Source organism: Verrucomicrobium spinosum DSM 4136 = JCM 18804 (genome assembly GCF_000172155.1).
Classification (GTDB): domain Bacteria; phylum Verrucomicrobiota; class Verrucomicrobiia; order Verrucomicrobiales; family Verrucomicrobiaceae; genus Verrucomicrobium; species Verrucomicrobium spinosum.
This window is the reverse complement of record NZ_ABIZ01000001.1, coordinates 6,531,106-6,551,448: the sequence shown is the minus strand read 5'-3', so window position 1 is coordinate 6,551,448 and position 20,343 is coordinate 6,531,106. Positions and strand designations below refer to the sequence as shown.

Annotated in this window: 18 protein-coding genes and 1 pseudogene; 14 read left to right on the top strand and 5 right to left on the bottom strand. The window is 58.9% G+C overall.

Annotated elements, in window-relative coordinates:
• Positions 1 to 71: 71 nt before the first annotated feature.
• The 4 genes and pseudogenes from VSP_RS26735 (at position 72) to VSP_RS37580 (ending at position 3,050) form a co-directional block, all read left to right on the top strand.
• On the top strand, positions 72 to 1,010 hold the full coding sequence (locus tag VSP_RS26735; protein WP_009964601.1) for an RHS repeat-associated core domain-containing protein: 939 nt from the start codon (positions 72 to 74) through the stop codon (positions 1,008 to 1,010).
• Positions 1,011 to 1,022: 12 nt separating this feature from the next.
• Positions 1,023 to 1,235 (top strand): annotated as a pseudogene (locus tag VSP_RS44035) (hypothetical protein); the annotation flags it as partial.
• Between the two features lie 2 nt (positions 1,236 to 1,237).
• Complete coding sequence (locus VSP_RS42615) at positions 1,238 to 1,675, top strand: hypothetical protein (RefSeq protein WP_156346652.1); 438 nt, start codon at positions 1,238 to 1,240, stop codon at positions 1,673 to 1,675.
• Between the two features lie 319 nt (positions 1,676 to 1,994).
• Positions 1,995 to 3,050 (top strand): transposase, encoded by a 1,056-nt coding sequence (locus VSP_RS37580; RefSeq protein ID WP_081452742.1) that lies wholly within the window; start codon positions 1,995 to 1,997, stop codon positions 3,048 to 3,050.
• Between the two features lie 212 nt (positions 3,051 to 3,262).
• Here the strand turns inward: VSP_RS37580 and tnpA are convergent, their stop codons facing one another.
• Entirely contained in the window at positions 3,263 to 3,571 is a 309-nt protein-coding gene (gene tnpA, locus VSP_RS26720) for an IS66 family insertion sequence element accessory protein TnpA (protein ID WP_009964597.1), read from the bottom strand.
• 592 nt (positions 3,572 to 4,163) lie between these two features.
• Here tnpA and VSP_RS26710 point away from each other — a divergent pair.
• The 8 genes from VSP_RS26710 to VSP_RS26675 all read left to right on the top strand — a co-directional run bounded on the left by VSP_RS26710 (position 4,164) and on the right by VSP_RS26675 (position 14,272).
• Positions 4,164 to 5,417, top strand: coding sequence for an IS4-like element ISVsp5 family transposase (locus VSP_RS26710; RefSeq protein ID WP_009960198.1), 1,254 nt, complete (start codon positions 4,164 to 4,166; stop codon positions 5,415 to 5,417).
• A 211-nt stretch (positions 5,418 to 5,628) separates the two neighbouring features.
• Positions 5,629 to 6,282, top strand: coding sequence for a Verru_Chthon cassette protein D (vccD, locus tag VSP_RS37575; protein ID WP_029190786.1), 654 nt, complete (start codon positions 5,629 to 5,631; stop codon positions 6,280 to 6,282).
• A gap of 17 nt (positions 6,283 to 6,299) precedes the next feature.
• Positions 6,300 to 6,848 (top strand): Verru_Chthon cassette protein B, encoded by a 549-nt coding sequence (vccB, locus tag VSP_RS26700; protein WP_009964592.1) that lies wholly within the window; start codon positions 6,300 to 6,302, stop codon positions 6,846 to 6,848.
• A complete protein-coding gene (gene vccC, locus VSP_RS26695) occupies positions 6,845 to 7,867 on the top strand; it encodes a Verru_Chthon cassette protein C (RefSeq protein WP_009964591.1) in 1,023 nt (340 codons plus the stop codon). Before vccB ends, vccC begins: the two co-directional genes overlap by 4 nt.
• A gap of 22 nt (positions 7,868 to 7,889) precedes the next feature.
• Entirely contained in the window at positions 7,890 to 11,429 is a 3,540-nt protein-coding gene (vccA, locus tag VSP_RS26690) for a Verru_Chthon cassette protein A (protein WP_157211078.1), read from the top strand.
• Between the two features lie 9 nt (positions 11,430 to 11,438).
• Positions 11,439 to 12,617: an ISAs1-like element ISVsp18 family transposase gene (locus VSP_RS26685; RefSeq protein WP_009959057.1), complete on the top strand. Its 1,179-nt coding sequence runs from the start codon at positions 11,439 to 11,441 to the stop codon at positions 12,615 to 12,617.
• A gap of 93 nt (positions 12,618 to 12,710) precedes the next feature.
• Positions 12,711 to 12,959, top strand: a complete 249-nt coding sequence (locus tag VSP_RS26680) for a hypothetical protein (protein ID WP_029190785.1) — start codon at positions 12,711 to 12,713, stop codon at positions 12,957 to 12,959.
• Between the two features lie 140 nt (positions 12,960 to 13,099).
• Positions 13,100 to 14,272, top strand: coding sequence for a cysteine desulfurase family protein (locus tag VSP_RS26675; RefSeq protein WP_157211077.1), 1,173 nt, complete (start codon positions 13,100 to 13,102; stop codon positions 14,270 to 14,272).
• Here VSP_RS26675 and VSP_RS26670 read toward each other — a convergent pair.
• Positions 14,269 to 14,994 carry a peptidoglycan recognition protein family protein gene (locus VSP_RS26670; protein ID WP_157211076.1) on the bottom strand — a complete coding sequence of 242 codons (726 nt, stop codon included), beginning with the start codon at positions 14,992 to 14,994 and terminating at the stop codon, positions 14,269 to 14,271. The two genes, VSP_RS26675 and VSP_RS26670, sit on opposite strands and share 4 nt — an antisense overlap.
• An 87-nt stretch (positions 14,995 to 15,081) precedes the next feature.
• Complete coding sequence (locus VSP_RS40100) at positions 15,082 to 15,693, bottom strand: DUF2062 domain-containing protein (protein ID WP_009964586.1); 612 nt, start codon at positions 15,691 to 15,693, stop codon at positions 15,082 to 15,084.
• Positions 15,694 to 15,794: 101 nt separating this feature from the next.
• On the opposite strand from VSP_RS40100, the gene VSP_RS26660 reads away from it, so the two are divergent.
• A complete protein-coding gene (locus VSP_RS26660) occupies positions 15,795 to 16,133 on the top strand; it encodes a P-II family nitrogen regulator (RefSeq protein ID WP_009964585.1) in 339 nt (112 codons plus the stop codon).
• 95 nt (positions 16,134 to 16,228) lie between these two features.
• Here VSP_RS26660 and VSP_RS26655 read toward each other — a convergent pair whose 3' ends face one another.
• A complete protein-coding gene (locus VSP_RS26655) occupies positions 16,229 to 17,041 on the bottom strand; it encodes an undecaprenyl-diphosphate phosphatase (RefSeq protein ID WP_009964583.1) in 813 nt (270 codons plus the stop codon).
• A 246-nt stretch (positions 17,042 to 17,287) separates the two neighbouring features.
• Between VSP_RS26655 and VSP_RS40095 the strand changes: the two genes are divergently transcribed.
• A complete protein-coding gene (locus VSP_RS40095; RefSeq protein WP_009964582.1) occupies positions 17,288 to 18,229 on the top strand; it encodes a M23 family metallopeptidase in 942 nt (313 codons plus the stop codon).
• Positions 18,230 to 18,257: 28 nt separating this feature from the next.
• Here VSP_RS40095 and VSP_RS26645 read toward each other — a convergent pair whose 3' ends face one another.
• Positions 18,258 to 20,261, bottom strand: a complete 2,004-nt coding sequence (locus tag VSP_RS26645; protein ID WP_009964580.1) for an ATP-dependent DNA helicase — start codon at positions 20,259 to 20,261, stop codon at positions 18,258 to 18,260.
• Positions 20,262 to 20,343 lie beyond the last annotated feature (82 nt).

Genomic DNA, 20,343 nt, shown 5'->3' with positions numbered 1-20,343 from the left:
ACTATGAGTCATACCCCTCAGCTATGACTGATGGTGATAACGCTTCATAGCGACATCAGACGGGGATCGGCTTGACGCTTACCTACGGTCCGTATGGTGAGCCACTCGGCCAGAGCGGTGATGCGGAAGCATGCCCGTTCCGCTATCAGAGCAAGTTCCACGATGCCGAGACGGGTCTGAGCTACTTTGGTTATAGGTATTACACCCCCAAGATGGGGCGATGGATCAGCCGTGATCCGCTAGGTGAAGCAGGTGGGTTCAACCTGTACGGGTATTGCGGGAACGACCCGGTGAATGGGTGGGACTATTTGGGGATGGCAGCGGTGGAAGACACGGCATACCAGGGCATTCCGGGGAGTGGGTTTGTTTATCGAATTCTCCTGGACGAAGTAACTCGCAAACCGTTGGCGGATGACGCTGGTGGGACGCGGGCAAAGATCTATGAAGGACGAGACATTCGCGAATTTGAAAAATTTGGTTGGACCTACTGGTTTGGTATACGGGAGGAGGGAAGTGAAGGGAGTGTCAAGGACGGGTACAAGGTGCAACGGAAGCCGGCGATGCAAATGCCGGCGAGGTGGAACTATCCCGGTGACAATGTGAATGCGAACCGGGTTTGGGGAGCTGCCTCTGATGGCGCTTCGTGGACGGTGCCAGTTGCGCAAGCTTCCGTCTTTCTACTGGCTCCAGCACCCGAAGACTTTGCCTTACGAGCGACGTTCAAACTGGCAGGGAAAGCGAGGATCTTAACATTTCTGTCGCGGGAATTCAAATTCTTTGAGCATGCGCCAGCTGCCGCAAAAAGCGGATTGAATTCGACTAAAATTGTAGATGGGGTTACCTACGAGCTCAGAGCGTCGAAAGGAGGGGTTGGACCGAATCGTTGGTTTAGAGTTGGGGCATCTCCATCAGGATCGAATGCTACCCGCCTCGGGGTGGTTCGTGACAATCCGGCGGATTGGAGAGCCACGCGTGACCTTTGGGACGAATTGGGATACGGCGATATTTGAAGCCATGAAAACAGGACGTTAATTAATCGTGGACTTGTTCCAGAAGTGGACGATGCTTGGATCCGTGTCTTCCCGGGAGATGATGTCCTGAAGGGCGAGCTTATTCCGATGCACCATATACAAGGTCTGCCACTCACAATCCCAACACCAGCGACGCGGCATCTTGATGCACATATGCCAGGAGGATTTCGATTCAATCCTGGCGGGATTCCAACATCTGGTTAGATATGACGATCACCCGAAATCATCCCAAACAGCAGTTCATTTTTTTGCTCAGGAACGATCCAACTCCAAAACTAATTGATGCGCTTAAGCGAGGGATTGCATCTGTGGCCGCGAGACGGTCTTGGACTATTCAAGAGCCATCTTACTTTGAGGACGAAGTTTCCGGAGCATCGCCGAGTGCTACCATGCACGGTGGGTCTTTTGAAGTCTACTCTGCATTGCCGCCATGGGGCGCGAAGCTCCCCTTGGAAACTGATCGTGCCCACTATCAGGAGGTAGAAGAAGTGGTAAGCGAACTTTGTAGACTTAGCCGTGACTTTGGTATGTCATTTCAGTTGCAACTTGATGGAACGGTTGTGGGAGGAGTGCGTGATGGATCTATGGATCGCATGTTAGATCAAGGTCTTATGCAACCTTGGAAGCAAGCCCTTCGAATTTAGTAAATGGGACGTGCTCATCGCAGTCTGTGCCAACAGACTGAAGCGTGACAACCCATAGCAGGCCGTGCCAACGGGCTGCTTTCGACAATTTGGGCTCCAAAACAGTAAGCGTCACGCCCAGCGCCCTATGACCATGCAGGCATCATAGACGTCGAGGTTTGAAAAGGTATGACGTCTATGAATACGACGTCATTGGTATTGAAGCAGGACGGGCTGGGGCGCGTGCGCACCCCGGCAGTACGAAGAGACAGTACGAAGAGACAGGCTATTACGGGAGAAGGAAGTTGACTGCGCAGTCTTTTAATGCGATGGGGACCTCATGGCCTCGCCTCGATATTTTGCCGATCCGATGGTTCCGGTTGCGTACTACCACTGCATTTCCAGGGTGGTGGAGCGGCGGTTGGCGTTTGGACCGGAGGAGAAGGAGCAGTTTGTGCGGCTCATGCGGGCCTATGAGGGGTTCTGCCAGGTGCGGGTGTTGTCCTATTGCGTGATGTCCAACCACTTCCACATCATGGTGGAGGTGAAGAAGCGGCCTGAAGGGGCGGTGTATTCGGATGCTTGGTTGCTCAAGCAGGTGGCGTTGATCTATTCCAAACCGGCGGTGCGGATGCTCAAGGAGACGCTGGAAACCTTGCGCAGCCAGGGGCATGACGCGGCGGCCGAGGAACTCAAGGAGAGATACCTGGGGCGGATGTGGGATGTGAGCCAGTTCATGAAGGAGCTCAAACAGCGCTTCAGCCTGTGGTTCAACAAGAGGGAGAATCGCAAGGGCACTCTCTGGGAGGAGCGGTTCACCAGTGTGCTGCTGGAAGGTGAGCTCGCTACGCTCTCGGTGATGAGTGCCTACATTGACCTCAACCCGGTGCGGGCCGGACTGGTGCAGGACCCCAAGGACTACCGGTGGTGCAGCTATGCGGAGGCGGTGGCGGGGGGGCGCAAGGCGTTGTCAGCCTTGTACACGATCACCAATGAGCATCGGCTGCATGAGCAGAATCAGACGGGAGGGTCACAACGGATCCCGAGTGCGGATCGAGTGCTTTCCGGCTACCGGGTATGGCTCTTTGGCCAGGGGGAGGAGGTTCGGGACGGTCACGGTTCCGACAGCCAGGTGCTGCGCAAGGGGATCAAGTGCGAGGTGGTGGAGCAGGTGCGCGAGGAAGACGGCAAGCTGACGCTCGCGGAGACGCTGCGTCATCGGGTGACGTACTTCACGCTAGGTGTGGCCTTGGGAAGCCGGGGGTTTGTGGATGAGTTCTTTGAGGCGCGCCGTGAACAATTTGATGCCCGCCGCCAACGAGGTGCCCGCCCCATGAAGGGCGGAAGTTTTGCCGGAATGTTTGCCTTTCGAGCGCCGAGAGTCGGGGTGGTGTGAGGGCAATCAGGGGTGCCGCAAAGCAGGGTGGCCGGTACAAACGGGAATAGGGGGCCAAGGAGCATTGAGACCCTGGTGAATCTGTGTGGACTCGCATCCAGGAAGAGTGCTGATTTGCTGTCCGGAATGCCGTGGGTAATCCCGCCGAAGGGGTCTGAAATGGGGCAGAGATTGGAGGTGTGCCTCGAATGAGCATTTGGATTGCGATATTCTCATTCTGGATTTGCGTATAGCCTGTCTTTGCGCATTAAGGAGCAGGACAGGTGCAGGCGGGCGGTGCCGGGCAGCAGAAGATCCAGGCGTGTCGAAGGCAGTGGGGAGATGGGGACGGCCTCCAGAAACGCCACGATGGGAGGGGAGGCAGCCTGAGTGGCAATGCAGGTGGAGATTTTGGCCTGCCTGCGCCAGGAGACCAGCGTTTGGTACTTGATGCCAGCAGATCTGGCGAACTGGGGCCCGCTCAGGCCTGAGCGGGCATAGGCCTCCAGCGCGGCGTGTCGTTGTGCCGGGGTGCTGCGCACCCTGGACCTGACATCACGCTTGAGTGGAGCTGACGCTATGGAAGAAGGATCACTATGAGTCATACCCCTCAGCTATGACTGATGGTGATAACGCTTCATAGCGACATCAGACGGGGATCGGCTTGACGCTTACGCCGCGCTGGCTGGCGTGCACTATCAAACCTTCATGGGCTGGGTGCACAAGCAAAACCACCTCAGACCGGGCACAGCCGTTTCATCCCGGCGACCGCCGCGCTTTGTGGTGGTGATGGCAATCATCTACGCAGACGACAAATCACCGTGGGAGTTTCCCCGGGCATTGACTGAAAAGTTCTCGTGGGATGCAGAGAAGAAAGCAGGGCTGCAGTTGAGGGATCTTCCCAAGCCCCATTGAACTGACCCCAGGGCACTCCTTCTCTCAATTCTTCGGAGGGCAACTCCATTAGTTTCATTTCGGCTAAATACTAAAGCATTTGCGTAGAGCAACTAAGTCAAATGCCAGGTTCGAGGAGCAATCCTTTCCGTTCGAAAGATAATATACATGGTATCACAGCCGTCCCACAGCGAAACAAAAAGGTGACTGGCGGCCTACCCCACACAGGGTAGGCCTGAGATGAAATTCAAACCAGCCAAAGTCATTGGAAGCGTTCTGGGGCAGCTTTGCAAGCTCATTCCCGGGCACTTGGTCGCGAACCTCTGCGCTCAACACCACCACGGCAGCCAGCCGCGCACCTTCAGTTCCTGGAGTCACGTGGTCAGCCTGCTCTACGCGCAACTGACACACTCCATCAGTCTCAACGATGTGTGCGACAGCTTGAGGCATCATGCCGGGGCCCTCGCTGCCATCCGCGGAGCGACACCGCCAGCCCGCAACACCCTGTCCCATGCCAATAAGAATCGGGACAGCGACCTGATGGAGACCCTCTTTTGGAAGATGTTGGATCATCTCCAGCATCGGCACCCCGGGTTTGGCCTGCGCTATGAAGGACTGCCCCGGCGGTTTAGACGGGCCATCTACGCCATCGACTCCAGCACCATCGCCCTGGTGGCCAACTGTATGAGTTGGGCCAAGCACCGGCAGCGCAAGGCGGCGGCCAAGCTCCATTTGCGTCTCAACCTGCAAACCTTCCTGCCAGCCTTTGCCATCATCGAAGAAGCCTCTCATCATGATGACTCGCGCTCCCGCGCGCTTTGTGCCAGCCTCAAAGACGGGGAAATTGCCTTGTTTGACAAGGCTTACATCAACTTTGCCCACCTCTGGGAGTTGACCGGGCGGGGCATCTTCTGGGTCACCCGTGCCAAGGACAACATGAGCTACCGGGTGACGCGCAAGCTCCAGGCACGGCCGCAAGGCAAGGTGCTGCGCGATGACCTCATTGTGCTCAAAGGAGCCAGGAGCCTTTCGCAACATCCCGGCCCGCTGCGCCGGGTGGAGATGCTCGTGGAGCTTGACGGCAAGGAAGTGCGCATGGCCTTTATCACCAACCAGACAGAATGGGCCGCCAGCACGGTAGGAGAACTCTACCAGAGCCGCTGGGGCATTGAAGTGTTCTTCAAGCAGATCAAGCAAACGCTCTGCATCTGTGATTTTTTGGGACATAGCAAAAACGCGATCCGCTGGCAGCTCTGGGCGGCCCTGTTGCTCTATGTGCTGCTGCGGTTCCTGGCACAAGTATCGGGCTGGCCGCACAGCTTCACCCGCCTCTTCACGATGATCCGAGGGGTGACTTGGAGCCGGGTGGATCTGCTCAGATTGCTGGCGTTCTATGGGACAGCAGGCGGTCCATGGAAGATGCGAGCCAGCCCGCAAAGCGTGTATCTGCCTGGGCTGGAGCCCCCCGTCTATGGGACAGCAGGCGTCGCATAACGGAGCAGGACCGCCCCGTTTGAGAAATCACTTTCGCAAAAGGCACTTCAAAACATCACCAACTCAAGCCTCTGGCGCTGCTTTTGCAGGGCTATGGGATGACTGTGACATGGTATTGACAGTTTCTAGAGTTTTGACGAGACTTGTGTAGGATCCTGCAACGGATGGGTGTCATGCCGACGCCAAACACGGGCAGGGGAGATAGCAGTTCATGAATCTACGTCCCCCACGTCTTCATGCCCGATGGGTCGCCTCATCAGCGGCCTTCACGCTGATTGAGCTGTTGATCGTCATTACCATCTGCGGCCTGCTACTAGCCCTGGCGGTGCCAGCGACGAATTCGATTTTGAGTGCGCACCAAGTCACCACGGGCACGCAAATGGTGGTGGATGAGATCAGTCTGGCCCGCCAGGTGGCCATCACGAGGAACCGCATGGTTGAAGTGAGGTTCTATGACTTCGCCAGCGCGGATCGCGGTGATGCTGTCGCCCCAGAGGTGTCAGCTTTTGAATCGGTGGTTTTTGACGAGACCAACGTCAAAGCCACGCCTCTGGCCGCTGTGCAGCATCTGCCCGGCGGAGTATTGATCAGCAAGGAGGCTGCGCTCTCGTCGCTTCTAGGGCCGACCCGGAAAAAGACGAACTGGACCGCGGACGATCCCAAGCGGGACCTGCCACGAGGCATTGGGTCCAGCTATGAAGCTTATGTCCTGCGGTTTAGACCTGATGGATCCACGGACCTGGGGGCGGGCAGCTGGTTTCTGACTCTGCATGGATCGAGGGAGGGCGGATCACCGCCCCCCAATCATGCCGCCTTGCAGATTGATCCGCACAACGGCTCCCTGCGACTTTATCGGCCCGGCTAACCCCCAGACTTCAATTCATGAAAAACCTACCAACCACCACCGGCAGGGCCGGTGGCAAGGGTGGCTTCTCGCTTGTGGAAGTTGCCGTCGCTTCCGGTATTGCTGCCATTGGCATCATCTTGCTGTTCAGTCTGCTTCCTTCCGGTCTGACCATGTTCCGGGATTCGATGACTGTCACGATGTCATCACAGATCGCGCAGCGGTTGATTCATGAAGCCGTTCAGACGGATTACGACGTTCTGGTGGGAGCCTCCGGGGGAGGGGCCAGCCCTGTCGTGAAACCCTGGCGTTATTTCAATGACCAGGGAGTGGAAGTCACCTCCACCTCCGATGCGATCTACCATGTGCACACGCGGGTGCTTCCCTCCAGCCATCTGCCGGCCACGTCCTCCTCGAACTCGAACTCCTCCCTGGCCACCATCACGGTGCAGGTCGTTACCAATCCTTCCAATCGTCCCATCAAACTGAGGCCTGCTTCTGAAACGGATCCACTGGCGCAGACGGTGGACCCCGCCCCCGGTCTCGTATTTTACACCTACAACAGCCACGTGGCTCGTGTCCGATGAGAACCCGCGCTTTCACCCTCCTTGAACTGCTGGTCTCGATGACCATCGTCTCCATTCTCATGATTGTGCTGGTCACCATCACGGGGCAGACCAGCGCTGTCTGGAAGGACACGACGGGGAAGTCCAACCAGTTTCGTGAGGCCCGCAACGCCTTCGAAGCCATCACTCGAAACCTGTCGCAGGCCACGCTGAACACGTATTATGACTACTACGCGGCGGACGGCACCTCACGCAAGGCCTCTGATCCAGCGACCTTCGTCCCTGCCAGGTACGGGCGGCAGTCTGAGCTCCGTTTTCAAACGGGGCCGGCGGCCACGCTTCTGTCTGGAGGAGCAAGCAAGTTTCCTACGCACGGGCTGTTCTTCCAGGCTCCGCTGGGTTTCACGGAGATTCCAGGGAATGCAGGGCTGGAGAATCTGGTGAACACCTGGGGGTACTACCTGGAGTTTCGTGAAGACACTGACCGTCCCGCCTACCTGCCCGCCACAGGACGCTACCGCTACCGCCTGATGGAGTTCATGGAGCCAACAGAGGATCTCAAGGTGTACTCCACGCCGGCCCAATGGCTGCAGACCGTGGCAGGCGGCACCCGCTCCCATGTGATTGCGAGCAACATCATCTGCCTCACCTTTCTGCCCAAACTGCCGGGCCAGGGGCCGGCAGGGGATCCCAGAGTGGATCCAGACGGCTCACGACTGGCCCCTGCCTACGCCTATGATTCGGTGACACCTGGTCAGGCGGCGGAAGGGCCGGGGCGCAGCAGTTTGCACCAGCTCCCGCCGGTGGTGGAGGTGACCATGGTGGCCATCGATGAGAGCTCTGCAGCCATGCTTGAGAAGGGGGCCACCGCGCCGGACTTTGGGCTGGAAACGCTCTTTACCGACGCCAGGCTGGACGAAAGAAAAGCCGACCTCCAGACTCTGGAGAACAATCTCGTCGCCATGAAGGTGAACTACCGCATCTTCAGCACCGAAGTAAGCCTTCGGGGGGCGAAGTGGAGCCAGGATGAATCCAACTGAGGAAATTTGCCCCCCCTTCATCATGCATTTCCGATTCTTATCCCGCTTGGGGAGGCATCTCCCGAACCGTCGCAGCGGCATGGCCCTGGTGCTCGTTCTGAGTTTCCTCGTCCTTTTGAGCGCCCTGATCCTGGCCTTCTTTGGCAGTGTCACCACTGAGACCAAGGCGTCCCGCCATGCCGATGCTGGCAACCGGAGCCGGGAGCTGGTGGATACGGTCACCAGTGTGGTGATGGCTCAAGTCCGGGCGGCGACCACCCGAGGGCCAAACGTCGCCTGGGCATCCCAGCCGGGCATGATCCGCACCTATGGTGTGGCAGCCGGCGCAACCACCAGCGCTTCCAGCGCCCCGCTGGAGTACTACAAGCTGTACTCTGCAAGGAGGATGAACTGGGTGCCGACCGACGGGCCTTTTGTCGCCCAGAGTGATGTCCCCACCACATGGCATGAGCAACCGGCGCTCTACACGGACCTCAACCTTCCTGTGTTGAACCGGTATGGCACCCGCCAGTACCCTATCTTTTATCCTTCCTCAGTGACCGGACCGAACCCAACCCAAGGCATCACCCTCACCGGGGCCCCGGTGAAAGGGACCGGGCCGGAGGACAATCCCGCGCCCATGCCAGTCAGGTGGCTCTATGTGCTGCGGGATGGCACGCTCACGGCCCCGTCCTCAGGCACCACCACCACGGCAACCTGGGAGACAGGCGAAATCACGTCACCGACCCAGCACAATCCCGTGGTGGGGCGGATCGCCTTCTGGACAGATGACGATACCAACAAGGTCAACATCAACACGGCTGCTGGCGACGAGTGGGCTTCCGGCACCGGCACCAATCCCATTCCGGGTTCCTACTGGGACGTTCCGCGTACCAACAATAGCTTTGAGAAGGAGAGGATGGCGAAATTCCAGCCTGCCCAGCGCGAATACCAACGGTATCCCGGCCATCCAGCCACCACTTACCTCAGCGCCGTGTTTCCCTCCCTCACCCGTGCGCAGATTGCGGAGATGGTGCCGCGCATTGGCGAAGGGGGATCCCGGGGCGGGACGGTGATTGCATCAACTGGAGTGGTCACGGACGTGGACCGTCTTTATGCGGCGGTGGATGAGCTCGTTTACCGCCCGGACCGCTCCGTGACTGCGCTCACGCCTGCCGACCTGGAAAGAACCCGCTTCTTTCTCTCCGCCCACAGCCGTGCGCCGGAGGTCAATCTTTTCAACCGCCCACGCGTGGCGATCTGGCCCGTGCATGAAGTGAACCAAAGTGACTACCGGACCGCCTTCGACCGCCTGATCGCTTTCTGCGCCAGTGCCGGTGCGGCGGACTACATCTTCAAGCGGGCAATCGCGGACAGCCCGACCGCAGACATCGAAGCCATTCCCGGGAATGGGAGGCTCTACCGGTATCTCCAGACGCTCACGGACAAGGCAGTGCCCGGCTATGGCGGCACCTTCTCGTCAAAGTATCCGCTCGACCGCGACCAGATCCTCACAGAGATCCTTGATTACATCCGTTCGACCAACCTTTTTGATGATACCCTCGAACCACAGGATCAGAACCAGCCTGCGGGCTGGACCTTTCCCACGAAGGGCAAGCAGTTTACGAAATCTCGCGCCACCATCTCCACCGGGGCGGTGGGGCACGGGCAGGTGGTGCCGCTATACGTGACTGCCACGGATACCATGGGCTTCGGCCGGTATGAGACGCTGACCGAGGCTGGCCTGCACTTCATCTGCACCGCCGATCCCGCCGTTCCCGCCAGCAATGCGGTGGTGGACGCGGATGGGTTGAAAAAGAACAAGACGTTGGGAACGGCCAAACTGCAGGAGGGAGAGATACGAGTCGAGGCGTTGTTCCTGCTTGAGTTGTTTTCCGTGATGCAAGGTTGGACGTCTTTGAATGAGGATACCCAGATCAGGGTGACGGGTCTGGAGCAGTTGCAGTTGAAAGGGGACGGGTCTGGAGATGCGATGCAGGATCTGGGCTTTCCTGCAGATGCGACCATCTGGGTGACCAAGCGGCGGCGGGACATTGCGCACGAGCGGGCCTTTGGCGGGCAGGGCGGTTTCCGGGTGACGCTGGTGGACCGTGGACTGCCTGCGCGCGGTGACATGCCCAAGGACGCTTCTGCCACCAACATCCAGAACACCTATCCGTTCGTCAGCAAACCGATCACGATCAAGCCGGGCACCGCACGTACGATGACGCTCCAGATGAAGGGTTCGCAGCCCATCCAGGTTCAGTTTTATCATGGGGGCGTGCCGGCACCGATACCTGCCTACCCGTCTGCTTATGTGCCGGATGCTGCCAAACTCGTGCAGACCATCGAGTTGAAGTTCCCGTCCCGCAGCTTCCCCGCGCCGGGGCTGGTCACGTCGGGCCATAATGAGATGAACGGAGCCAATCTCGAGTATGTCACCACGCAGGAGAATTTCTGGAGCTTCTCCAAAGACGGGGCCCAGGCCGGGAAAACGGGGCGCATCGGCAGTATTGCGCGTCCTCCCAACCGGGGCAACATCCAGACCAGCGGCGGCCTGTTCCGTGACGTGGACACGGTGCGGACGCTGGTTCCGGTTCATGGAGATTACCGGCTGGTGGCGGGGATGCGCACGGTTCCGGACACCGTGTTTGTCCCTCACCAGCACTATGACGCCGCTCAAGCCATGGCGCACTCGTTCACCACTGGCTATCAAAGTCACGGCAACTTCTACGGATCCACCCGGACGGGCAAGCTGGTGCCAGGTGCCAGCTACCAGGGCACTGCGTCCCCGGACGTGCCGTTCAAAGACCCTCCCTGGGGCAGTGACTCGGGAGACTGGGACACGGGTCTGGCCTTTACGCCCGATGGTGCGTACATCAACAAGCCTGATGAAGGCCATAACAGCCGCGGCACCGATGGGCAGGCCGTCCCGTACTTCACCAACGACTGGCTCATTGAAACCAGCGGCCCCACCTTTTTCTCGCCCAACCGGCAGGTGATGTCCCCGGTCATGTTCGGATCACTGCCCAGCCAGCTGAAGTCCGGCGTCCCCTGGCGCACGCTGCTGTTCCGGCCCGACCCCTCGCCGCTGGCTCCGCCGCCCGGAGCTTCCCATATCGGGGCCCAGTCCCCGCGTGATCATCTGCTGCTTGATCTGTTCTGGATGCCGGTGGTGGAGCCTTACGCCATCAGTGAGCCCTTCTCCACCGCTGGCAAGATCAATCTCAACTTCCAGATCGTTCCGTTCACCTATGTAGAGCGGACCACGGCCCTGCACGCCCTCTTTCGCAGTGAGCGGGTGACCGCCATCCCGGTGGCGGATGCGGGAAACTACAAAGGCGGCAACAGCAAGAACTACCGGTACGAGATCGATGCTCAAAAGACACTGGACCAGTTTCGCACACGGTTCGCTGCGGAAGATCTCTTCCGCTCTCCGGGGGACATTTGTGAGCTTCACTTGATCCCCAGAGGAGTGCCCGGGTTTGGGAGCCTGACCGCGGCCGGGATGACCGCCTTTTGGCAGGGGCACTCGCCAGGGCTTACGCATCTAGTTTTTACAAAGCACGTGGAAATTAGTTAAGATGTGTGAATGAAGTGGGGCATGTCTTCCGCCTCTGCATCTCCTGACAGCAATCTTCGTGAAGTTTTTCAGAGCATTGATGACTGGAGGGTGCAGCGTACCCAGCGACATGATCTGGCCGACATCCTGGTGATTGCCACCTGCGCCATGCTGTGCGGTCAGGGGCATTACACCCATATGGAAGCCTTCGGCAATCTGAAGCGCACTTGGTTGGAGAGCTTTCTTGCCCTGCCCAACGGCATTCCCAGTCACGACACGTTCCGTAAAGTCTTCAGCCTGCTTGATCCCAAGCGCTTCATGGAAGCCTTCAGTCTCTGGACCCAAGGTGTATTGCGCCAACTCTCCAGCGAGGGGCTTGAGAGCGGTCTCAAAGGGGTGATCGCCATTGATGGAAAGGCACTGCGCGGGGCCGTCGACAAAGGGCAGGCACCTGCGGTCATCGTGGGGGCTTGGGCCAGTGAATTGAGCCTGTGCCTTGGACAGGTCAAGGTTGCTGACAAGAGCAATGAGATTGGCGCGATGCCGGAGTTGTTGGAAATGCTGGCGTTGAAAGGCTGCATCGTGACCATCGACGCCATGGGCTGCCAGAGGGAGGTGGCCAGGAAAATCATCCAGCAAAAGGGGGACTACATCCTGGCCCTCAAAAGCAACCAGGAAAGCCTCCATCAACAGGTCAGCCACTATTTGGACACGGGGGAGGACCTGGCCAGGGCAGAAGGCAACTTTCATCAAGAGGAAAGCGATGGGCACGGCCGGCATGAAGTGCGTCGCTGTTGGGTGAGTGAGGAAGTGGAATGCTGGCTGCAGGGGGCAGAAAAGTGGGCGGGACTGCGCAGCGTGGCTGCGGTGGAATGCGAGCGCACCGTGGCGGGTCAGACCACGGTGCAAAGGCGTTACTTCATCAGCAGTTTGAAAGCCGATGCCGCGCTCATTGCAGCCTCAGTACGCGCTCACTGGGGGATTGAAAACTCGCTGCACTGGGTTCTAGATGTGACCTTTGGCGAAGATGAGAGCCGGTCTAGAAGCGGTTACAGCGCGGAGAATCTGGCCACCCTTCGACGCCTGACTCATGCAATGATCAAGCGAGAGAACCCAAACTCCAAAAAATCGGTCAACCAACGCAGATTCGAAGCCGGACTCAGTACAGACTATCTCCAAACCTTGCTTGGAGTAAATTTAGATGCGTAAGCCCTGGGGCACTCGCTGACAGGAGACAATGTCAAGGAGCGTCCCTATGCGGGGCTGTATCCCCGGCTCACGACAAAGTCCAACACGTACACCGTGCATTACAAAGTGCAGGCGCTGCAGCAGGCGGCCCGCTCCCGTGGCACCTCGGAAACGGCTTGGGGCACCTGGGAGGAGGGGCGCGATCTGGTGGTCTCTGAGTCTCGCGGCTCCACCACCATTGAGCGGTATGTTGATCCATCGGACCCCGCCCTGCCTGACTTCACCGATCCTGCTCATGCCGACGCCACTCTGGACCCTTACTACCGTTTCCGGGTGATTGGGACAAAGCGTTTCACGCCTTGATCAGGATGGCCGCGGGCAATGCGCTAACTGCGGGTTGGTTCTCGTCACGCGCGATTCATCGCTCACTTCCAATACGATGTGACCCAACCGCCTCCGTATTTCACTTGCCCACGTATCCTCCTATGGGGGAAGATGGGCCTATGATTTATCTCGACTCGAATGCAACCACCCAGACCGATCCACGGGTGGTTGAGGCCATGATGCCGTTCCTGACGAAGCATTTTGCCAACCCTTCCTCCGGGCATGCTGGAGGCAGATTCGTGCACAAGGCGGTGGAACATGCGCGGGAGCAGGTTGCCGCACTCATCGATTGTGAACCCAATGAGCTGATCTTCACCAGTGGCGGCACCGAGGCTAACAATGCCGCGCTGGCATCCGCCCTGACCCTGCAACAGCCGCGCAAGACCCACTTGATCATCTTCAAGACGGAGCACTCCTCCGTGCTTGAACCTGCCCGCCGTTGGACGGAAGAGGGCCGTTCTGCCAGTTTCCTGGATGTGAATCGCGAAGGAGTGCCCATGATTCGGGAGCTGAAAAGCTGTACGCGTTCCGGTCAGACGGCGCTGGTGAGCATGATGTGGGCGAACAACGAAACCGGAGTCATCGGCCCGATCGAGGAATCTGCGGAACTCGTGCATTCCAACGGTGCGATGTTCCACAGCGATGCCGTGCAGGCGGTGGGCAAGATCCCAGTATCGGTCAAGAAAATCCCCGTGGACTACCTTAGCCTCAGCGGTCACAAGTTTCATGCGCCCAAGGGCATCGGAGCTCTCTTTATCAGCAAGCGGGTGCGTTTTCGCCCCTGGATGCTGGGAGGCGGCCAGGAGTTCGGCCGACGCTCTGGAACAGAAAACGTCCCACACATTGTGGGGTTGGGCAAGGCGGCCGAACTGATGCTGGAGCATCTGCGTGACGACGGAGCTGCCAAAGTGGCCGCCATGCGAGACGCCTTTGAGAATCGCATTCTGGCTGAAGTCCCCGGCACGGAGGTCAATGGCAGTCGGGAGTTTCGTGTCCCTGGTACCTCCAGTCTCTTTTTTCCAGGGGTGGATGCCGCCGGGCTGTTGATCCTTCTCGATGATCGCGGCGTTGCGTGCTCGGAAGGATCTGCCTGTCACGCTGAAACGCTGCGTCCCTCGCACGTGTTATGCGCCATGGGATTCACGGAGGAACGCCTCGGTGGGACCTTGCGATTCTCCTTCTCCCGCATGAACACTGCGGAGGAGGCAGTCATTGCAGCGGGGAAGGTGATCGAATGTGTGGCAAAACTGAAATCCCTCAACGTGGAGGGACCCGTCAAGATGAGCGCTTAGATCCTCGGCACCGGGCCGGGTACGAGGCGGGAGTAGTGCGCCTCCACCCGGCTCAAGAACCAGCGCCAGTTCCGTCCGGGGCGACCGTTGTCGAGCAGGAAGTGCGGGCAGTTTTTATTGGGCGGATTCAGACCCTGCCGGGGCCAGTGATAATGGGGGACGACATTCCGCAGCGGAATCTGGTGCTCCATCATGAGGAAGGCGGTCAGCTTGGCGGTGTTGTCTATCGTGCGGGCCAGGTCGTTGCCCCGGTGTTCACACATCTCGATGCCGATGCTGTAGTTGTTGCCCGGTCCGTCGAAGTCCGCGTGCTCCCCCTGCTCATTGGTGGGAAGATGCTGGATGGCGACATTGTCCTGCACAGTGAAGTGCCAGGTCAGGAACCCAATCCGGTTGCCCCCTCTGCGCTTGGGTGCACGCAATGCTCCTCTTTTGAGCGCCAGAGCGTGGTTGTAGGCATTGCCTGTGTAGTTCTGGGTGGAGTGAATGGTGATGAACTGGGGGTTCATGCGCCGGAAGGTCTTACGACCTGCCGTACCTTTGGTGATCATGTCCTGCTGGAGGCGGACTTCCTGCAGCATGCCTACTGGCAGAACCTTCCGTTCCACCGGTACCGGCCCCAGCCGTCCCTCCCAGCCAGTCACGCGCGGGCTGGTGCTCTCACAGCCCAGGAGGACGGCAATCAGCACCGCCAGACAGAGAAGAGGAGGAAGTAATCTCATGCAGTGTAATATCCATAGATGTAACGCATCCTCACCGTGTGACAAGGGGGGCTTATCACGGGAATGGTGTGTAAGGTTGGAGATTCATCATCGACGGCCCCGGGAATTCCCTGAGCTGCCATCGATTTCGTCATCATCGTCCTTCACCCGGCGGTGAGTCAGTGTGAGCAGCAGATCCCAAAGGACGAAGGCCACCGCGTAGCCAGCAAATGCCAGCACGATGCCAGCGACCGATCCACCGATGTAGAGTGAGGCGGCCCAAGGCTTAAGTTGGGCAAAGAAGTTCCAGAACCCCGTGGCTTCGTCCAGGATTCGCTTGAGATCCTTCCAGTCCAAAGGGGGGGGATTGCCCAGATGCAGCTTGTGGCTCAACCAGTTGCCGAACTCGATTTCCCACCAGGCTATGGGAGGCATGGTGACGGGATTGCTGATCCAGCAGGCCACGATGGCGATGGGAATGTTGACTCGAAACAAGGCGGCCAGCAGCGCCGCCAGAGGCATCTGCCCGGGGATGATCAGCATGTTGACGAACAGGCCGATCGCGAGGCCGCCGGCGAAACTGTGCCGGGTGGGTTTCCACACGGTCTTGTCCAAAAAGTGCAATGCGAACCATTTGCGAAGGCGGCTTTGCTTGAGCTTCCGCGGATGGCGGAACCTCTTGTAGAGACGCAGAACAAATCTTCGGTAGTGCAGGTGCATGAAGAAGGGGGCGGTGACGGAAGATGTCCGTAAAATCAATGATTCTTTTGGCTTGATTGCGGGGGGGTGACCCGCTTAAACCTCAACAACATCTCACCGCCATGAAGAAAATCGAAGCCATCATCAAACCGCACAAGTTCGAGGAAGTCCAGGAAGCGCTCCGTGAGGCGGGAGTATTCGGGATGACCGTGACGGAGGTCAAGGGCTTCGGCAGACAGCGGGGGCATACGGAAATCTATCGCGGCAGCGAGTACACCGTGGACTTTGTTCCCAAGACCAAGATCGAGATCCTTACTACGGACGAACAGCTTCCCGGCATCATCCAGACTATCATTGAATCTGCCAAAACGGGAAAGGTGGGGGACGGCAAGATTTTCATCTATGAAATCGAAGATGTGCTGCGCATCCGGACGAATGAGCACGGAGTAGATGCCCTCTGATTTGCCCTTCCCGCTCTGAGCCGGTCCCAGTCTCTCACGGCCTACAGGCCCTCCCACTGGAGGGCCTGTTTTATTTAGACCGAGCCAAACGCTGGTCAGCGTGCCAGCCAGAGCAGCAACACCCCTCCGAGGGCGACCCGGTAGATGGCGAAGCCGTTGAAGGTGTGGCTCTGGACGAAGCGGATCAGCCAGCGCACCACCACAAAAGCGGAAACGGCAGCGGCGATGAAGCCCAAGCCGACATGAAACCAGTTCAGGGTGGCAAACTCGCCATCCTTCAGGGCCTTCAGAATCTCATAGCCGCCCGCCGCCAGGAGGGTTGGGACGCCGAGCAGGAATGAGAACTCTGTGGCCACAGGGCGGGACAGCCCCATCATCAGGGCGATCATGATGGTGGCACCGGAGCGGGAGGCTCCTGGGAAAACCATTGCGATCAACTGACCTAAGGCCACCCCGATAACAATGGGCCAGGTAAGCGAATCCGACAGCACGCGGCGCTTGCAGATGGCTTCCACGCCAAAGATGACGAACCCGCCGATCAACGTGGCCCAAGCCACGGGCCGGGCGTCCTCTGGGAGTTCCAGCCCTAGTTTTTTCATGGCCATGCCAGCCACGCAGGTGATCATGAACGCCGTACCCAGTTTCATGAGGAGGTCGCGGTTCTCCGCCTTGCCCAGGCCGAAGGCCATGCCGCTGAACTTTTTCCAGAAGAGGGGGACCAGCGCGAGGGCTGCACCGCTCTGAATCACAATGTTGAACAGCTCAGACTGCCGGGGGAGCCACTTCTGGGCGATCAGCAGGTGGCCGGTGGATGAAACTGGGATGAACTCCGTGAGCCCTTCAATGAGGCCGAGAATGATGACGGTGAGCCAGTCGGGCATGGTGGGGTAGGGGGATGAGCCCGGCATGATGGGGGAGGATCATGGATGCGCAAGCTTCAATAGCAGGTGGCCGGTGAACTTGGCTTCATATGCAACTTGATCGTGGCAATCCTCCCAACCCCGGCTACGGTGTCTTCCCCGCCAGCCCGAAGTCTCTTTTTCAACGCATTGATCCTTAAAACTGTCGCAAGCCGAATGCTCCGTCGTCTGACCCTTTTGCCGCACCAGAACCCGCCCCGTGGACCCGTATTGGGTTGGCTTGCATTCGTGGCCATGATGACGGTTCTGCTGGGGGCTGGGCCCGCCGCTGCTTTTGAGACAATCCGCTGCCAGCTGGCGGATGGCTTCGACTTCCCTTGTGGCAAGCCTGAGGGCGCTGGCTATTACAAAGCCCGCGGATTTTGGCCCAACGGCCACCTTGGCGAAGACTGGAACGGCTCTGGCGGTGGCGACAGTGACTTGGGGGATCCGATCTACTCCATTGGGCGTGGGATCGTGGTGCAGTCGGAGGATGTAAAGGTCGGCTGGGGAAATGTGGTCATCATCCGGCACGTTTTTCGGGAGGTGACTGGCAAGATTGAGATGGTGGACTCCCTCTACGGACACCTTCTGGAGCGCAAGGTCAAAGTGGGGCAGATGATCGAGAAGGGTCAGCTTGTGGGCACCATGGGGGGGAACAATGGCATGTACCCGGTGCACCTCCACCTCGAGGTGCGGAAGAATCTCGCCATCGGGATGAACCGTTCCAAGTTCGCGAAGGACTATTCCAACTACCATAGCCCCACGGCCTTCATCAATGCCCACCGCCAGCTGGCCTCCGACTTCAAAAAGTACGATGTGCCGATCAATACGTTCGCTCCTTATGGGGGAGAATTGACTGAGGCTCAGGAGCGGGTTTCCGGGGCCACTTCCTCGGCGGCGAACACCGCCTCCGGGTCGGCGCCTTCCCGTGGGTTCACGCGCACGGGGCGCGGATTGGCCATTCCAGTCATCAATGGCCCGGGTAGCGGCTACCCTCCTGCGGGTAAACCCGCAGCGGGGCCCGCCACGGCTTCCACAGCGCCGACGCCCGGGGCACCTGGGACCTCCACCGTACCGGGCAGCACGCTGCCCACTCCCCCTGCGGATCCGAATGCAGGGAAGGGTGATTTCTGGTCCCGGCTTAAATCCAAGATTGCCAATGGTGCGGTAACCACTGGCCTGGACGAGAAGTGACGACTGCGGTTCGGCATTTTCTGTCCGCTCAGGAGAGAATCTCGACCGGACAGGGGGGCAGGGCGTTAAGGAAAGCCCGGCCGTAGGGCTTGGTGAGCACGCGATTGTCCAGGATGGCGCAGATACCCTGATCCTTTTTTGTTCGGATCAGGCGGCCCACTCCCTGGCGGAGTTTGAGAATCGCCTCCGGGACGGAGTATTCAGTGAAAGGGTTGCCACCACTTTCTTCGATGTGCTCCAGGCGGGCAGCCGTAAGCGGGTGGTCTGGTACTGCGAAGGGGAGTTTGGTGATGATGACGTTGCTCAGGGCCTCGCCTGGTACGTCCACTCCAGTCCAAAAGCTTTCCGTGCCGAAGAGGATGCTGTGAGTGTCCTTGCGAAACTCGGCGAGAAGCTGGTGACGAGGAAGATTCCGGCCCTGAACAAGCAGAGTCCAGCCACGATCTTCGCAGAACTCCTCCATCTGCTCCGCGATTCGGGTCATTTGCGTGTAGCTGGTGAAGAGCACAAAGGCTCGGCCCTGGGAGAGGTCCAGGAAGTGCTCAATCCACTTGGGCAGGGCGGCCTCGTGCTCCTTGGTGCCTGGCGCAGGCATGGATTTCACCAGGTAGAGTCGCATCTGTTTCTCGAAGTCGAACGGACTGGCGATGTTGACAGCCACGGTGGAGGTGGCCCCGACGCGCTGGCGGAAATAGCTCAGGTCCTCTGCTTCGCCCACTCCCAGTGTGGCGCTGGTCAGGATGCACGCCTTGTCACCACGGAAGAAGAGCTTGGAAAGCTGGGGGCTGACATCGATCGGGGCGCTGTGCAGACTCACGGACTTGTTCTCCCCGTTGCTCCGCTCCACCCAGTACACATGGTCGTCCTCGCTCTGATCGAGGAAGGCTGTCATCCCGGCTTGCACGGATGCCAGCCGACGGGTCAGATCCTGGAACTCCAACCGGGAATTTTCATTCTTTGCCGCGTCTCCGGCAATTTTTGTCCGTTCGATGACCCGGTGCAGGGGGATGGCGAGGGTGTTGTCCACCAAGCCGGTTTCGCGGACGCGGAATTCCCGGCTTTGCTGGTTCATGAAGTGAGAGGAGCCTTCCACGGCGCGGAAGAACATCTCCAAGGCGTCCAGAGCCTCTGTCACTGCGCGACACCCCACGGAATCTCCCTGGTGGGGAAACTGGCCCTTTTTGGTCCGCGGGTTGAAGAGCCGCTGCAGCTCAAAGCGGATATTGCTTTCGGACAGGTGGAGGCCAAAGGCCCGGGCGGCCACATTTTCGATCGTGTGGGCTTCGTCCACGATCAGGAAGTCCTTGGGATAGAGGAAGTTGGCGTCCTCAGGCAGCACATCTTCCGTAGAAGACAGCAGCATGAAGAAAAGGGAGTGGTTCATCACCAGCACATCTGCTTCTGCCATGCGCTTGCGGACGGCCTGATAGAAACAGCGCGTCTGGCCGCAGCGGCGAGGGGTGCAGATGTAGGATTCGCTGCAAATCTGAGACCACACCTTGGGAGAGGGGGTGAAGTCCAGATCGCTCAAGCTGCCATCTTGCGTTTTCTGGCTCCATTCCCAGATGAGTTTCAACTCCGCCTGCTCGCTGCTCGTGAAGAGGTCCGGCGTGCCTTGGAAGGCCCGATCCAGACGTTGGGGGCAGAGGTAGTTGCCGCGTCCTTTCAGGAGTTCTGACTTGAAAGGTGTCCCGATGATCTTTTGCACGATCGGCAGATCTTTGTAAATGAGCTGCTCCTGGAGGTTGATCGTGTGGGTGGTGATGATCGCTTTTCGTTTTTTTTCCACCGCAAAGGTCACAGAGGGCAAGAGGTAGGCGAGGGACTTTCCGACGCCTGTGGCCGCCTCAATGACGACCGGACGGGTTGTCTCCAGCGCTTTTCCAACTATTTTTGCCATGCGCTGCTGCTGCTTCCGGTACTCAAAGTCAGGAGACTTCGCCAGGATGCCGTCGGGCGAGAATGCCTGCCCCATGCGCTCCGCCAGTGAGGGTTGGGCGGCACTTTCGGCATCGGAGGCAATGTGAATCATGGAGGTTGTTTTGATACGTCCGGGCGGGCGGCTGTGCAAGGTGCAGACAGTGCTCAGGTGTTTGCCCCTCCTTGACGAGGGC